A 15,895-nucleotide genomic window follows, 5' to 3' on the forward strand; every position below is an offset into this window, starting at 1 on the left:
TTTTGTCAGGTTGTACTTACAAAAATCTAGCTTTAAGCTCAGGTGTAGGCATTCTGCACTGATCCCTTTTTCCAAACCATTTATATCTGTTTCTAGCGATCCAGTCGTAGATGGGATTTCTGATAAAAGGAGGAATGATGATCAAGCCATAGAGCAAAGGCCATGCTCCACTAAGCTTTTTGGCAATTCGAAGTGCTCCAGTACTTTTAGTAAAGACTTTGCCATTTTCAATCAATACTAATGAATCCAAAAAAGCCCGATCGATCTGGTATTGCTCTAGTAAGGCTGCTCCTTCATCACTTTGAAGTGCTCCAAGCTTAAAGTATGCTTTAGGATCATGATCGATGATAAAATTGATGGCGCCATTGCACAAATTGCAGACACCATCAAAGAGGATTATGGCCTTTCTATTTGTCATTTGATGAGTTGTACAGAGCCTTTGAGTTTGGACACTCTTCTGCTAGGATCTAAGACATCAAATATGACCGTAGCATCATAATAATAGGTGCCTGCAGATAGTTCCTTACCATTTTTATTTCTGCCATCCCAGTTGATGAAGATGTTGTTCTCAGGACTATCTTCTAAAGAATTGTATGCAAAAACTTCCGTACCCCATCTGTCATAAATCCTGATTTCTACAGACTCTACAAATCTTGGACATCTACTAGCAGGCTCGTCATAAGCTTGGAAAGTATCATTGGCATTGTCTCCATTTGGAGTAAAGGCATTAGGGAGTTCATAGTAAGGACAGTTGTCATTGCAGATGATGTTGCTAAACTCACTTTCATTACCTGATCTATCTACTGCTGTGATTCTGTAGCAGCCTTTGAGAGAATTGAGATTTCTATGAACAAAGGTAGTAGTGGTCGTCTCACCGACTAAAGTGAACTCACCATCTTGGCCATTTTCGTTAAAATAGATGCGATAAATTCTGACATCATCATTGTCACAGTTAGGATCACTGACTCTATCCCAAGTGATGGTATTAGAGAAGTCACTAAATCCACATGGTCTACCAGCGATGAAATCCTCACAGCTTTGCAAGCTAGCCAACTCGATCGTAGGAGCACATGGTGCTTCCTCATCGTTTGGTTGAGCACAAAGTATCTGTGATTTATTCAAAAGCGGAGCGGGGAGTTTGTCACTGCCATAGGCTCCTTGCGTTTCTACATAGTAGCAATAGGCGAGATCTATGTCTAAAGGTGTATCATTAAATGAGCCATCATCTAGATAGATAAATCCATTTTCAAGGACATTGACACTGTCGATAAGCACGAAGGTAGTCTCATCCTGAGCTGCGGCATCTGCTCTATTTCTGTAGATATAGTGAACTGGGAATTCCTGCACTAAATTTGACCAAGGTACATCTGCCTCCCAAGTCAGCTCGATACCGCCTACCAATGTCTGGGCATCTAATCGTACAGAAGAAGCTTTAGATGAACTGTCTACAAGTGTATTATTAGCATCGTAGAATCGGATCATGTAATTGTAAATCTCATCCTCTGTATTGAGTCCTAGATCTGTATAGGTAGTGTCAGAAGTAGTTGTGAGCACGGTGCTATTAGTATTGCCATCAAAACCAGTGGCTCGAATGATTTCATACGTGTATGGCCCAGGGAATTGGGTAGCATCTATCTCAAATGGAGAGGTCCAGCGTACAAATATCTCACCAGCAGACTCTGAAGTATTTTCAATGCTTACATTGGTGATCACAGGGGCATCTATAGGCAGGGTCGCACATGCTTCGAGAGAGACTTTACTTTCTCCACCTCTTGGCTGAGGAAATACCGCTACGAGCCTATAGCAATAAGTATTTCCTGGAGAGAGTTTTTCTCCAGCATTGTCATCGAGATAAGTGCGCTGACTAATAGGTACGATATCTACTAGCTCATATCCTGCACCATCTCTGATACCAGTCTCACAATCATCGGGAGTATAGTCAAAGCTATTGATCCTTCTCCAGATTTGCATCGAAGAGGCAGTCGTCTGGCAGGCATAGTCATCCCAGTTGAGCTCGATGGCTCTCTCTGGTGCTACATCTGCTGTAAGTCCAGTAGGAGGAGGGCCTATGACGGTGATCTGCCAAGTTTGTATATCTACAAGTGCTGGCCCAGATCCAGGATTGTCAGTAATTTTGACTCGCACTTGATATGGGCGCTCTCTCACATGCGTGCAGTTGGTCTGCCAGCTGAAATTCACGATCCCTGGCTGAGGTTGAAACTCTGGCGGAAATGGTGTGTAAGTAGCTGGTGAAGAGGATATTTCTATAGGGTCACCAAAAATTTCAATGAGAACGTCATCCCCATCTACATCTATTCCTTGGATAATGGCTTCCAGATTAGTACCTGCCACCACACAGGTATCAGGAGGTAGGATGAGCTCAGGCCTATTGTTGTCAGTACCTTCTACGATGATCTGCATATCACGCGTCACTTCTCCCAATTTAAACCAATCATCGTTGATTTTTCTCCATTCTTCTACGATGAAGGCGACATTGAACTGTCCTGCAGTACCAGGAGCATCCCAGATCAAATCTCCGAAAATAGGATCAATAAAATAAAGTGCAGGAGGGGTGCCATCTTCTTGACTTGAGCTGAATTCGGCTACATTAGGATCTCTGTAGTTATCTACAAATCTGCCAGCATTTTGCTTGGGTACTTCTAGTCTGTAAGCTAGACTATCTCCATCAGGATCATAGGCTCCTGGATTGTGGATGTAGCGAACGCCTATGGCAGCATTGTCCACAGGAGGAATAGTGAGTACAGGAGAATTGTTGATGCCAAAAAATGGATCGATCGATAGCTTAGTCTCAACGTAAAACGGTGTATTGACTGAGTTAGCCATATTGAGTGTTCTTTCATTTCTATTGAACTCTCTAAAGCCAATCACATAGTCACCAGGACCTTGAAAAGTATGAGTGACTACAAACGAATTGATGGCTACCCCATTGCCAAGGTCTTGAGTAAATGAAAAGTCTGTTCCAGTTCTCAGTGCTTGAATACGCCCATCACCAAAATTGATGTCTCCATCTCCGGCTTCTACAGGAGAGCTAGTATCTGTATAGAGTGTGACTGTAAACTCAAAAGTCAATGTTTGCAGAGAAGTTCTTCTAGCGATGATCTCTCCTGCCCTGATGTGTGTAGCCCATGTATAGCTCAATCCCAAAATCAGAATTGAAAACAAGAACGAAACAAGTAATTTAGTTTTCATTGAAATATTTGTTAAAAGCTTTCTAAACGGTGTTTTTTCGCCATTTTCAGCTTTGTTTTTCAGATGGTTTGGTAGTCTAGTGAAGACAAAACGAAATCGATACATTCATTGCTACACTATTCTGCTACTAATATCAAGTTTTTATTCTGTACGTCAAACAATAAAACACGACAAGCTGTTATGAAATCACTTAAAATGACAGGATTTAAGTAATTTTCGCTAGCCTATTTAGAATGTATTAAAATAGCAGGCTAGCATTTGAAAATATTGTTTGCTAGAGGTTTCGAACGTAAATTTGGCGAGCAAGTTCAATACTTAAATCAAACTATTTTAACTAATAAAGCACATATGAGTTGGGTAACTAAAACCTTAAACAGCACACTTGGCCGCAAATTATTGATGGCACTCACTGGATTATTTCTAATTCTGTTCTTAGTAGTTCACTTAGCAGGTAATCTTCAGTTATTACTCCCTGACGGTGGGGAAGCATTTAATAAGTATGCAGCCACTATGGCAAGCAATCCTTTCATCAAAGTAGTGTCTATCGGAAATTTTGCATTCATCCTCATTCACGTCATTTATTCTATCATTCTCTCTAGGCATAATAAGAAGTCTAGACCTGTAGAATATGCTGTTTCTAAAGCATCTACTAATAGCGTATGGGCATCTAGAAACATGGGGATTTTAGGTACAGTTATTTTGATTTTCCTCTTAGTTCACTTGAAAGGTTTCTATTACGAAGTGAAGTTTGGAAGTACTCCGATGGTATCATACGAGGGTGTAGAATTCAAAGATGTGTATGCGATAGTAGCTACTGCATACAGCAATATTCTATATGTAGCATTTTACGTGATTTGCATGGGATTCTTGAGTTTTCACTTGAGTCATGGATTTGCAAGTGCTTTCCAAACATTAGGATTGAATCACAAAAAGTACACACCGGCTATCCAGTTCGTTGGTAGGTTATTCTCTATTGTAGTACCAGCCTTGTTTGCTTTGATTCCAGTTTACATGTATTTCACTATTCAGTCATAAAAGTATCTATTGATATGCATTTAGATAATAAAGTTCCAGCAGGCCCACTAGCCGAAAAGTGGACCAAACATAAATTCAACTCAAAGTTGGTGAACCCTGCCAACAAGAGAAAATATGATGTGATCGTAGTCGGTACAGGTCTAGCGGGTGCTTCTGCAGCTGCTTCACTTGGTGAGCTAGGCTACAATGTAAAAGCCTTTTGCTTCCAAGATAGTCCTAGAAGGGCGCACTCGATCGCAGCTCAAGGGGGTATCAATGCCGCTAAAAACTATCAAAATGATGGTGATAGTGTCTTTAGACTTTTTTACGATACGATCAAAGGTGGTGACTACAGAGCGAGAGAAGCTAACGTCTACAGATTAGCAGAGGTATCTGTCAACATCATCGATCAGTGCGTGGCTCAAGGTGTTCCTTTTGCCCGTGAATATGGTGGACTTTTGGCTAATAGGTCATTTGGTGGTGCGCAAGTATCACGTACCTTTTATGCAAGAGGCCAAACTGGACAGCAGCTATTGTTAGGTGCTTACTCGGCATTGAGCCGTCAAGTTGCCAATGGTAAAGTGAAGCTTTATCCTAGAACGGAGATGCTAGACCTAGTGAAAGTAGATGGTAAAGCGAGAGGTATCGTCACTAGAAACATCATCACAGGAGCTATTGAATCACATTCTGCACATGCAGTGCTATTATGTACTGGTGGATATGGTAACGTATTCTTCCTTTCTACCAATGCAATGGGTTCAAATGTGACTGCTGCTTGGAGAGCGCACAAAAAGGGTGCTTTGATGGCCAATCCATGCTTTACACAGATTCACCCTACTTGTATTCCTGTATCAGGAGATCACCAGTCTAAATTGACACTCATGTCTGAGTCACTTAGAAATGATGGTAGAGTATGGGTGCCTGCTACTGTAGAGACAGCTGAAAAACTCAGAAAAGGAGAAATACTTCCTAGCGATATCAAAGAAGAGGATAGAGATTATTTCTTAGAGAGAAAATATCCATCATTTGGTAACCTAGTGCCTAGAGACGTAGCCTCTAGAAATGCTAAATATGTCTGTGATGAAGGCAGAGGAGTCAATGAAACTGGCGAGGCTGTTTTCCTAGATTTCCGTGATGCTATCAAGCGTGATGGAGAAGACACTATCAAAGCTAAATATGGTAACTTGTTTGATATGTACATGCAGATCACTGGTGATAATCCATACAAGCAGCCTATGATGATCTATCCAGCCGTACATTACACAATGGGTGGACTTTGGGTCGATTACAACTTGATGACAACTGTCCCGGGTCTTTATGCACTAGGAGAGGCTAACTTCTCTGACCATGGTGCTAACAGATTAGGTGCTTCGGCTTTGATGCAAGGTCTGGCAGATGGATATTTCGTAGCACCTTATACCATTGGTGATTATCTAGCTACGATGCCTTATGAGAAAATATCTACTGATCATGAGGAATTCAAAAAGGCAGAAGCTGATGTAAAAGAGAAAATAGATAGACTCATCAGTATCAAAGGAACTAAGTCAGTAGATCACTTCCACAAGAAATTAGGTAAAATCATGTGGGAATATTGTGGTATGGCTAGAACTGCTGAAGGCTTGAAAAAAGCTAAAGTGATGATTCAAGAATTAAGAGCAGAATTCTGGAAAGATGTCAGAGTCATCGGTACTAATGAAGAACTCAATCAGTCGCTGGAAAAAGCTAACAGAGTAGCTGATTTCTTAGAGCTAGGGGAGTTAATGATAGATGATGCGCTTAATAGAGACGAGTCTTGTGGTGGTCACTTCCGTGAGGAGTTCCAAACTCCTGAAGGTGAGGCCTTGAGAGATGATGAAAACTTCGCATATGTAGCAGCTTGGGAATACACTGGAGATAACAAACCAGAAGTATTGCACAAAGAGGCGCTTGAATTTGAAAATGTCAAATTGACGCAGAGAAGCTACAAATAATCAAAATCTTAGAAAGCTATGAAACTTACACTTAAAGTCTGGAGACAGAAAAACAATAAAGATAAAGGTGGATTTAAAACGTATCCACTTGATGGAATATCTGCAGATATGTCCTTCTTAGAGATGCTAGATGTACTTAATGAGGACCTCAATGAAAAAGGAGAAGATCCTGTACACTTTGACCATGACTGTAGAGAAGGTATCTGTGGTATGTGCTCATTGTACATCAATGGTAAACCACACGGTCCTAAGCAGACTACCACTTGTCAACTTCATATGCGTAGCTTCAGTGATGGAGATACGATCACGATTGAGCCATGGAGAGCTACAGCTTTCCCTGTTCAAAAGGACTTGGTAGTTGATAGATCTGCATTTGATCGTATCATTCAGTCAGGGGGTTATGTATCTGTCAATACTGGTGGTGTACCTGATGCCAATGAAATTCCTATTCCTAAGACTATCGCTGATGAGGCATTTGATGCTGCTACATGTATCGGTTGTGGTGCTTGTGTAGCTGCTTGTAAAAATGCTTCCGCGATGCTTTTCGTATCTGCTAAAGTATCTCAGCTAGCGATGCTTCCACAAGGTCAAGTAGAGAGAAAAGAGCGTGTAGAGAAAATGGTCGCTCAGATGGATGCTGAAGGATTTGGTGCTTGTACTAATACAGGTGCTTGCGCTGCAGAATGCCCTAAAGGTATCAGTTTGACGAACATTGCAAGATTGAACAGAGAGTATTTCTCTGCAATTGTCAGCTCAGAAAATGTCTAATTAATTGATCATACTATAAAAAAGCGGCTGTCTAATATTAGACAGCCGCTTTTTTGTTTCACACTTATGTTTGATTAACCTTGCGCTTCAAATTCTCTTATAGCTAAAATACCACCGAGAAGGTTGCGTACTTTAGTGAATCCGTTTTGTTCTAAAAATTTCTTTGCATTTCCACTTCTAGCGCCAGATCTGCAATGCACGATAAACTCTACATTTTTATATTCAGCGATTTCGTCAAGTCTGTTTGGTAGTTCTCCAAGCGGGATGTTTTTCACATCGATATTGTCTTCTTCATATTCCCACTCTTCTCTGACATCTATGATGTTCAATTTTTCTTTCTTAGCTAATCGCTCTTTCAATTCTTGTACTGTGATATCTTCCATGTTCTTTATTTTACGATGATTCTATGAGTAGATACGCCTTTTTGATAAAAGACTTTCAGTATATAAATACCTTTATAATTACCAGAAAGTTCAAGTGTCGTGATTTCAGAAGCTCGAGTTCCCGATCTTACTTTCTTGCCGAAACTATCATATAATTCGAAAGAAATAAAGTCGCCTTCCAAATTAAGTCTATCAGCCGTAGGATTGGGATAAATATTGATCTTAAAATCTTCATTTCCTGTGTTTGGAGCTATTTGATTGAGTAGACTGGAGTCAAAATATGGCCTGATCATCAAGTTGCCAGCCACCTCAGTATTTTGCTGAAAAGTGCCAGTTACATTGAAATATACTTCATCTCCATTATTGCTACTTTTGTCTAATCCTACAGCGATAAAATCATCTGTAAATTGCCTGTATCCTACATAAATCGTGTCTTCTATATAGACAGGATCATTGAGTTGGTATTTGAAAAATGTATCTGTGTTGTCACCCACCCGTACATTGGTAGAAATGATGGCTTCTTGTATATCTAATACGCTTCCTGTCAGTGCGCTCCAGACCAGAATCTCGATAGGTTGATTTTCTTGGAGAGGATTCGTGAAATTGATGCTGATATGAGTGAGTACATCAGGTCTATTTAAAACAAATTTTTGAAATAGAATACCTCCGTTTTGATTAATCCCTGCTGCATAATCAGCCTGTCCATCATCGTAGGCATAGTAGTTTGAGAGTCTTAGGTATGTAGAGGTAGTATCATTGACTCTGAAATCCACGGAAGTACTAAAAGTAGTATCTTGAGTTACTGGATCGATACTTTCTATCAAGAAGCCATCACCACTATTGATATAAAAATCGGCTCTTAATAGTAGGGAGTCAGCATTGAGTGCTAATTGATCAAGGTCAGGAATAGCAGAGTTCAAAATGCGCCTTTCGAATGCCAGTGGGACAGGAGAAACAGGCGTGTTTTGGTTGACTTGAATCACTACTTGCTCAGTTGCTTCATCTACTATGCGGTATCCAAAATCTATCGGCTGGAAGCGATTGTTCAAATTAGCAAAAAGTACCTCAGCTCGATTTGCTGTAGGTAAGTTATTTCCTTTCACCTGATGGATGGGAAGTGCAGTGTATTTGCCAAAGGCGCTATTAGGTGGGTAGGCTAGCGTCCTGTCTTCAAACGCTACATTTTGCCTAGTTCTTCCGCTATTGAGAAATACATAGTCTAACAGCCAAGTATCAAATGGACCTGATTGACGAGCAATGTTTTGAAATTTAAACTTAAAATCATCATGGAGAAAGTCCGCGGTCAGTAAAATGAAAGTTTGCTGAAAATTCATACTAGGATTCATCTCCCCTGTGACTTGCCAGACTTGTATCCAGTTTCCATTTTGATCTAAAAAAAGTAGCTCAAACCGGTCATTTGCATCAGGTCTTTCTCCCAAGCCCTGCATTTGCCAAAAAAAACTCAGATATAGACTGTCAGAAACAGCAGCACCGCTGAGATCAAAGGATGGGCTTTCAAGTTGATCGGCTATACCCACTGCAGTCGTTTGCGTCTGATATGGATTTCCTCTTTGATCTACTCCATCAAATACAGCTACTCCTACAGAGGGTGGATTTATACCTGTATGATTAGATAGTGAAGCACCAGTATTAGCACTCCATTTTTCAAATGAATTTTGAGAAAAATCATCCCAAAATGGAAGAACTGCACTTGTAGTAAAGTTTTGCGTTTGAAAATCTTGTGCTGATCTAGACTGTTTAGAGAGTGGTAATTGTTTGAACTGCGCCAAAGCAGTATTTCCCCCAATGATGAGTATCACTATCAAACTGACGAATCTACTGCTTTGGCGCATGAATTATAGGTCTATATCCTCTGGTGTTAAGCCTTCTTTGTATTTAGCTACATAGATATCTACGAGATCACCCACGCGAGATGAAGATCCAGCTGGAGGGCTTTGTCTCAGGATAGTACCCTGAGGAACACTGTCTACTTCTATATAGTTGATGTTGTTGATTTTCAATCCATAACCTCCAAGCAGAAACTCCGCTTCTTTTTCATCCATACCTAGGACATCAGGCATGTCTAGATTTTGATTTCCTAGACCATTTCCTACGATCAGGTCTATGACAGAACCTTTAGGAAGCTCTGTTCCTGGCTCTATTTTTCTCCCTCTAAATCGCTGTTCTAGTACAGCATTTTTAGCCAAATCGGGAATCCATTTGATGTCACCTGTTTTCAATCCGTAAGTAAACATCAGTTCCTGAGCATTACGAAGTGGATTGCCTACCAGTTGAGGCATGCTGATGATAGGGGCTTTTTTTGCATTGAGCGTGATGAATATTTTTCTAGATTCTTTGACTCTAGCTCCTGGTTTTGGGAACTGCTTCATCACAGTAAATGGCTCCATCTCTACTGTATATCCAGAATCAGGCGTGACTTCGTAGCGTAGATTTCTACTTTCTAGAAATGCTTCGATTTCATTGATATCATAACCTTCTAAGTCAGGTACTGTGATCGTCTCACCATGATTGGTATAACTAGGCAAGTAGATATAAAAAACACCAATAATGAATAGGGCGGTGATGCCTAGCATGATCCCCAGATGAGGTAAAAAACTTTTAAAAACTTCTTTTATTTTGCTCATGGTTTAAAGGGCTATTCTTTCTTTTCTTTTCATACCAAAATCTAAAATTCCATCGATAAAATCGTATGGTTTGTAGTCGTTGATAGCTGACTGATGAAATATACACGTAGCAGGAGTCATGCCAGGAAGCGAGTTTATTTCTATGATGATGGTCTCTACTCTGCCATCTTCGAATACCCTAACGAACGCATCGATACGGCAGTATCCTTGTACATTTAGAATTTTAGCTACACGCTCTAGTTCTGATCTTACTTGTGATGATACCTGCGCATTGAGCGCAGGGTCTGGAGCAAATCTAGCAGGAGTGATGTTTTGACCTTCTCCAGCTAAGAATTTTTCTTCGAGAGAAAGTACCTCACCACTCGCTAAGGCTTCTGATGGCTCAAATACTTCATAGACTACCTGTCCACTTCCATCAAAGTGAGTGAGCATACCTCCTGTAATCTCCAAGAAATGTTTAGCACCATTTTTAGAAATCAGTTCTTCTAGTAAGAACCCTTTTTTCTGGGGGAATTCCTCATGCGCTTTGAGATTGAGAACCTTCGCCTCATATTCTTTAAGGGCTTCTTGTTCTCTAAATATCTGCTCTGCAAATGCAATGAGTTCATCTGGTGTTTTGATTTTCTTTACAGCTGAGCTACAGCCATCATCTGCAGGCTTGCAGATAAATGGATACTGATAGTTCTGGTGGATGTCCTCTAGCACTTTGGCTTGATCTGCACGCCACTCCTCTAGGTAGATCATTCTGTGTTTAGCTACCAACACTCCAGCTTCCATCAGCTTTTCATTAGTCTCGTACTTATTGATAGTGATTTGAGAGCTATCTACTCCTGAGCCGTTATATGATAGACCTACTTTATCCAAATGTGCTTGGACGGCTCCATCTTCACCCGGTCTACCATGTAGTGCGATAAAGACCACATCGCAGATGTCGGCTAGTGTTTCATAATCTATCCTCTTAAGAGTTAGTGTTTCTGTACCTATGTAGGTATTTCTGATGACAGATGTTTCGTCTTTGATCTTTTCTAGTAGCTCATGTTTGTAGCCATTAAGCTGAGCATGAATCTTATCCTTGATGTCATCCGCATTGTCCTTGAGCATGATGTTGACAGGTAGCTGATAGAGTTGGTGATCAGACTCATTTCCAGTCAAGAATACAGGAATGGGATGGTATTTGGTGCTTGAGGCTAGTTTTTCAAAGATATTTCTACCACTCTCTACGGAAATATGTCGCTCAGAAGAGAATCCACCCATGATCACAGCTACTTGAATTTTCTTATCTTCAGAAGCTTTTTCAGCTTTGATGGCTTGATCAAGTGCTGCTAGCTGATTACGGAGTTTATTGTTTTGCTTGCCTGTTTTGATTCTTTCAGATAAAGAAGTTCTGATGATGTAAGTTAAGAATTGACTTGGATTGAGACCTATCTCGGCTGCTTGATGAAAGAAGAAGGAGCTTGGCAGCATCCCCGAAGTAGTATTTGGATCATTGAGATAGATCTTACCATCATGACCGTAGAATCCGTCTATCCTTGCATAGACGTTGAATGACAAAGCCTCAAAAAGAGCCTCGCAAGATCTACGAATGGCCTCTATCGCTGGAGTATCGATCTCGATAGGGGTGATCTTTCTACTCATACCTGGCAGATATTTAGAGCGATAGTCAAAAACGTCTTGACCCTTGATGATCTGAGTGGGAGGAAGCGCTAGCGGATTGCCATTTTCATCTTGTATGACGATACATGAAAACTCTTTTCCATCGATAAAGCTTTCAAATAGGACTTCCTCTTCACTATTGATGCTTGTAAATGATAAACTTTTTTCTGCTGCTGCGAAATGGGTATTAAGGTATCGAAGCAAATCTTCAGGATGATAAATGAGTGTTTCATCAATGACCACAGGCATGCCAATCCCCTCTCTGATATCGACTAGGGATATGATAAAATGTCTTTTTTGATCCTCATTCAAAGATTCCCATTGAGTTTTGGTGATTTCTTTGACAAAGAAGCTCTTGTTGAGATAGTTTATAAAAGTCTCTAGATTTTTCTCTTTAAGAATAGATACTCCTATAGATGAGCCTTGATTTGGCGCTTTGATGACTAATGGAAGGCCTATTTTACTAATTAGCTTATCTAACAATTGCGCTCTTTCGGCATTTGAGTTAATAGCCATCCAAGATGATCTAGTCAGCGTATCCGTGATAGGAGAGGTGAACCCAGCCATTTGCATGAGCTTTCGCTGTAAGGTCTTATTGATCCCAATACTCGATGGGAGTATGCCTGAGCCAGAGTAGGGGATGTTATACCACTCGAGTATGCCTTGAATGTTTCCGTCTTCTCCATAAGGCCCATGTAGGCTAAGGAAAGCAAAGTCAAATAGCGAAGTAAAGTCTTCAGGAGATACTTTTTTACCTACTTCACTGATAAGTTGTTGGAGTTTATCTTCTGATAAGTTTTGGATACTCTCTATATAAATTTGAAAGCCATTAGGCGTGTCAGGAAGAAAATTAAAAGGAGGGTAAAAATCTCTGATAGTGCCTTTGTAAACATACTTCCAGTCGAGGTGAATAAAATTACCCAGACTATCTACAAAAATAGGTACTGGCTCAAAGAGAGACTTGTTTAAGTTGTCGTAGACTGTTCTACCTCCTGCAAAGGAGATTTCTCTTTCTCTGGATTGACCTCCGAAAAATATTCCAATTTTCATGCTGTCCTTTTCTATCTAATAAGCTCAACTCAAAGATAGAAAAAGACAGCAATTATTTGGGAAAATTATCGCTCGATCATCAATCTAAGCGTCTCGTTATAGGTAGGACTCGTAATTCTAAGCAGGTAAAGTCCAGATCTCAAATAGCTACCATCAAAGTAGTAGGTTTGGTTCAAGACATTTTCTAGTGATTCTTCTCTAAGCACTACACCTGTCATGCTAACCACTTGGATATTCACAGTCTCCAATTCTGGCAGATTGAAAGTGATTCTGTAGATATCCTTGGTAGGATTTGGATATAGGCTAAGTGTGTTCTCAGGAATTTCCACAGGATTTTGGTCATTGCTCAAGAAGAACTCTAGATTGTCTAAGTACAGATTGTTACCACCTGCACTTGTCACGACAAAGATGATTCTTACATTGGAGTTGCCAGCATATTCTGTGAGATCGACAAAGTCAGCTGTCCACTCATTAGCGCCTGGAGTCCATGATTGACTACTATTGGCATTGGCTAGTTCGGCACCAGATAGACTATATACTGTTTCATAAGTATTACCACAGTCTGTAGTCACTCTGACTTCAAGCGTTTCAGCATTTGTCCCATCAAAGGCATAAGATCTATCAAAGAAAATACTCGCTTGCTTCTGATCAGATAAGTCAAAAGTAGGGCTGACTAACCAAAACTCTTGGCCTATATTTTCTTGCCCAAAGTTTTCTACGAATACGCTATTACTTGCGCCTCCTCCTGAACTTACAGGTGATACAGCCCAATCTCCTGTTGCTGTAGGACTTACACTTCTCCAGCCACTGCTGTTTAACTGTGCTGCATCAAATCGCTCTCTAAATGGTACGATTTCAGTTAAGTTATTTACCAAGAATCGTTTGAATAAGTTATTATCAGCAGGATTGTCATCTGCTCTACCATTTGGACTAGCTATAGTCACATCTAAGTCATAGCTATTGGCACTAAGTGCTCCTAAACCGATATTAAATGTGCGTACTTCTCCAGGTCTAAATTGGATGCCAGAAAATGTCTGAGATAGAAGTTGTCCGTTGACAGAATAGTTTACTCTGAAAGTAGTCACAGTGACATCTCCAGAGTTTTCTATTTGTAGGATGCCATTGTTTACTTGGTTGACAGCACATGATATAGTATTAGGAGAAGTAATATTTCTAAGCGTCAAATCAGTAGTAGTTTGTCTGGACTCATTGACTTGGAAGTCTTTGACATAGATGTTATTTCCTCTTCCATTTTGAGCGACAAAGGCTAGGCGGACATTATCCAAACCAGCTAAAGCACTCAAATCCACCACTTCAAATCTAAACTGTTGACTTGATGTTGGTATAAAGTCTTGTTGTGTAGGGTTGGTCGTAGCGAGTGTATTACCAGTTTTACCAAATATGACTTGGTCTAAAGGGAAAAAGCTTCCGCAATCCAAAGAAACTAGCACAAATAAACCATCTGAAAATCCTGGGTATGGTGCATAACTCACCTCAAAAAGGAGCTCTGGATCTACCAGATCTGTCAAATCTAAAGGAGGCATGATGAGATAGTCAAGTTTGTTGAATAGCCCATCTACACGATAATTCTCAATTCGGAATACATTTTCAGTTTCACCGTCTATCGTCACTGGAATAAATTCCCATGTGTAGCTATTGTCGGTAGGCGCGTCTACCGTCCACCCAGCAGGAAATGAGCTTAAATCTGCTACATAAGTAAGCGGAACTTTAGCTGCATAAGTGGAGATGTAAGCCAATAGATTGTTATCTGGGTTGGCATCTGGAACCCCATTTACCTCAGTAATCACGAATCTAACATCCTCTTGAACAGTGTTAGAAAAGTCAAATTCACTAAAATCAATATCTTCAAATGCTAGCGGATCAATATTAACAGGGAAAGTAATTGTCTCTACAAGAGATCCAGCTACAGAGAATTCTACGGTCAATGAAGTGATGGCATTGTCACCAAAGTTTCTAACTCTCAGCAGAGGAGATTCAGTAGGGTTACAGATAAATTCATTGATATTGGCAGAGCTAATCACACCAGCATCATTAGGGCCTTGATATGGTTCGATGAGGCCTTTTGAGGTTAGTAGACTGGTTCTTCTAGGAGCATTTTGGATGACTGCGTGGAATCTTTCTATTTGACCTAGTGAAAACATATTTTGACACTGTCCAAAGGTATAGTCCATATAGTTCTCTGTCTGATCTAGAGATCCACAGCTTGACTGATTAGTTGGACACCCTGATGTAGAAAAACCCTGATTGGGTGTATCTGCTACAAAGTCATCAGCAGAACAGTCTCCATCACCCCAAGTATGCCTTAAGCCAAAGTAGTGACCAAACTCGTGCGTTAGTACTCGTCCTTCGTATTGGTTTGCAGCAGATCCGATAGACCCCATGAGCCTGTAATCTACACATACGAGATCTGATGTTTCAAATATGTATGAATCAGTAAGACCTGGTATATCAGATATAGGGAACTGTGCGAAGCCACCTAGGTTACCTCCTAGGGTAGCTGTATAGATATTGACATAGTCGTCTGCTGGCCATTGGATCAAGTCGGTAAGAGCGGTATATCTTGTACCACCAGATCCATATTCTTGTTGGGTGCCACGTGTTCTAATGATACCATTGGTAGGAAGGCCTTCAGGGTCTTGCTTTGCTAAGACAAACTCAATCCTAGCATCACCAGCCACTGATTGAAACTCTGGCTTTGTCTGGTTAGCATCAGCATTGAGTCTCCTAAAATCTTCATTGAGTATTCTGATACCATCTAAAACTTGCGCCTCACTGATGTTTGGACCTACTCCCACAGGTTCACCATTGTGAATGACATGTACTACTACAGGAATCTGATAAACAGTTTCATTTCGCTGACTATTGAACTTTCTATCGTTTCTGAGCTCAATTATTTTATCGCCTACCCACTTTTCAAACTGAGCTTCTGATTCAACTTGAAGTCCTTGCTCTTGAAGTTCTTTTCTGTAATGATCTATTGCACAATACTCTGTATGTATGTGTGCTTTCTCTTTTTGTTTGACTTGCGCCAAACTAGAAGAAGGGTAGATAGAAGAAAAGGTTAAAAAAAATAAAATCAGATATAGGTATGCTGAATGAATTCGGGAGTAAAGGTATTTAATCATCAATTATATAATTTACATGCGGCTATAAGTCATTTTAAAACCTTGTAAATATATAA

At 40.3% G+C, this 15,895-nt stretch carries 10 protein-coding genes; 3 read left to right on the top strand and 7 right to left on the bottom strand.

What is annotated here, in order from left to right; translation table 11 throughout:
• Positions 1-16 precede the first annotated feature (16 nt).
• Positions 17-418: a thiol-disulfide oxidoreductase DCC family protein gene (locus tag I5349_RS00860; RefSeq protein ID WP_226388829.1), complete on the bottom strand. Its 402-nt coding sequence runs from the start codon at positions 416-418 to the stop codon at positions 17-19.
• On the bottom strand, positions 415-3,210 hold the full coding sequence (locus tag I5349_RS00865) for a T9SS type B sorting domain-containing protein (RefSeq protein ID WP_226388830.1): 2,796 nt from the start codon (positions 3,208-3,210) through the stop codon (positions 415-417). Before I5349_RS00865 ends, I5349_RS00860 begins: the two co-directional genes overlap by 4 nt.
• A gap of 348 nt (positions 3,211-3,558) precedes the next feature.
• On the opposite strand from I5349_RS00865, the gene I5349_RS00870 reads away from it, so the two are divergent.
• Genes I5349_RS00870 through I5349_RS00880 form a run of 3 tightly spaced genes read left to right on the top strand, consistent with a single transcriptional unit; the run spans position 3,559 to position 6,962 of the window.
• The gene (locus I5349_RS00870) at positions 3,559-4,245 is read left to right on the top strand and encodes a succinate dehydrogenase cytochrome b subunit (RefSeq protein WP_226388831.1); all 687 of its coding nucleotides are present in this window, start codon (positions 3,559-3,561) and stop codon (positions 4,243-4,245) included.
• A 14-nt stretch (positions 4,246-4,259) separates the two neighbouring features.
• Entirely contained in the window at positions 4,260-6,194 is a 1,935-nt protein-coding gene (locus tag I5349_RS00875; RefSeq protein WP_226388832.1) for a fumarate reductase/succinate dehydrogenase flavoprotein subunit, read from the top strand.
• Between the two features lie 18 nt (positions 6,195-6,212).
• Positions 6,213-6,962 (top strand): succinate dehydrogenase/fumarate reductase iron-sulfur subunit, encoded by a 750-nt coding sequence (locus I5349_RS00880; RefSeq protein WP_226388833.1) that lies wholly within the window; start codon positions 6,213-6,215, stop codon positions 6,960-6,962.
• A gap of 74 nt (positions 6,963-7,036) precedes the next feature.
• Here I5349_RS00880 and I5349_RS00885 read toward each other — a convergent pair whose 3' ends face one another.
• From I5349_RS00885 to I5349_RS00905, 5 genes are all read right to left on the bottom strand, one after another.
• Entirely contained in the window at positions 7,037-7,345 is a 309-nt protein-coding gene (locus I5349_RS00885; protein ID WP_226388834.1) for a rhodanese-like domain-containing protein, read from the bottom strand.
• Positions 7,346-7,350: 5 nt separating this feature from the next.
• On the bottom strand, positions 7,351-9,198 hold the full coding sequence (locus I5349_RS00890; RefSeq protein WP_226388835.1) for a T9SS type A sorting domain-containing protein: 1,848 nt from the start codon (positions 9,196-9,198) through the stop codon (positions 7,351-7,353).
• A 3-nt stretch (positions 9,199-9,201) separates the two neighbouring features.
• On the bottom strand, positions 9,202-9,990 hold the full coding sequence (locus I5349_RS00895; protein WP_226388836.1) for a PASTA domain-containing protein: 789 nt from the start codon (positions 9,988-9,990) through the stop codon (positions 9,202-9,204).
• 3 nt (positions 9,991-9,993) lie between these two features.
• Positions 9,994-12,693 carry a D-alanine--D-alanine ligase family protein gene (locus tag I5349_RS00900; protein ID WP_226388837.1) on the bottom strand — a complete coding sequence of 900 codons (2,700 nt, stop codon included), beginning with the start codon at positions 12,691-12,693 and terminating at the stop codon, positions 9,994-9,996.
• A gap of 65 nt (positions 12,694-12,758) precedes the next feature.
• The gene (locus I5349_RS00905) at positions 12,759-15,746 is read right to left on the bottom strand and encodes a T9SS-dependent choice-of-anchor J family protein (RefSeq protein WP_226388838.1); all 2,988 of its coding nucleotides are present in this window, start codon (positions 15,744-15,746) and stop codon (positions 12,759-12,761) included.
• Positions 15,747-15,895: the final 149 nt, after the last annotated feature.

Origin of the sequence: Penaeicola halotolerans, assembly GCF_016464625.1 — a bacterium.
GTDB classification, from domain to species: domain Bacteria; phylum Bacteroidota; class Bacteroidia; order Cytophagales; family Cyclobacteriaceae; genus Penaeicola; species Penaeicola halotolerans.

Coding starts and splice junctions, on each gene's coding strand:
- I5349_RS00865 (WP_226388830.1), bottom strand. CDS start 3,210: ATGAAAACTAAATTACTTGTTTCGTTCTTGTTTTCAATTCTGATTTTG.
- I5349_RS00875 (WP_226388832.1), top strand. CDS start 4,260: ATGCATTTAGATAATAAAGTTCCAGCAGGCCCACTAGCCGAAAAGTGG.
- I5349_RS00860 (WP_226388829.1), bottom strand. CDS start 418: ATGACAAATAGAAAGGCCATAATCCTCTTTGATGGTGTCTGCAATTTG.
- I5349_RS00900 (WP_226388837.1), bottom strand. CDS start 12,693: ATGAAAATTGGAATATTTTTCGGAGGTCAATCCAGAGAAAGAGAAATC.
- I5349_RS00895 (WP_226388836.1), bottom strand. CDS start 9,990: ATGAGCAAAATAAAAGAAGTTTTTAAAAGTTTTTTACCTCATCTGGGG.
- I5349_RS00870 (WP_226388831.1), top strand. CDS start 3,559: ATGAGTTGGGTAACTAAAACCTTAAACAGCACACTTGGCCGCAAATTA.
- I5349_RS00885 (WP_226388834.1), bottom strand. CDS start 7,345: ATGGAAGATATCACAGTACAAGAATTGAAAGAGCGATTAGCTAAGAAA.
- I5349_RS00890 (WP_226388835.1), bottom strand. CDS start 9,198: ATGCGCCAAAGCAGTAGATTCGTCAGTTTGATAGTGATACTCATCATT.
- I5349_RS00880 (WP_226388833.1), top strand. CDS start 6,213: ATGAAACTTACACTTAAAGTCTGGAGACAGAAAAACAATAAAGATAAA.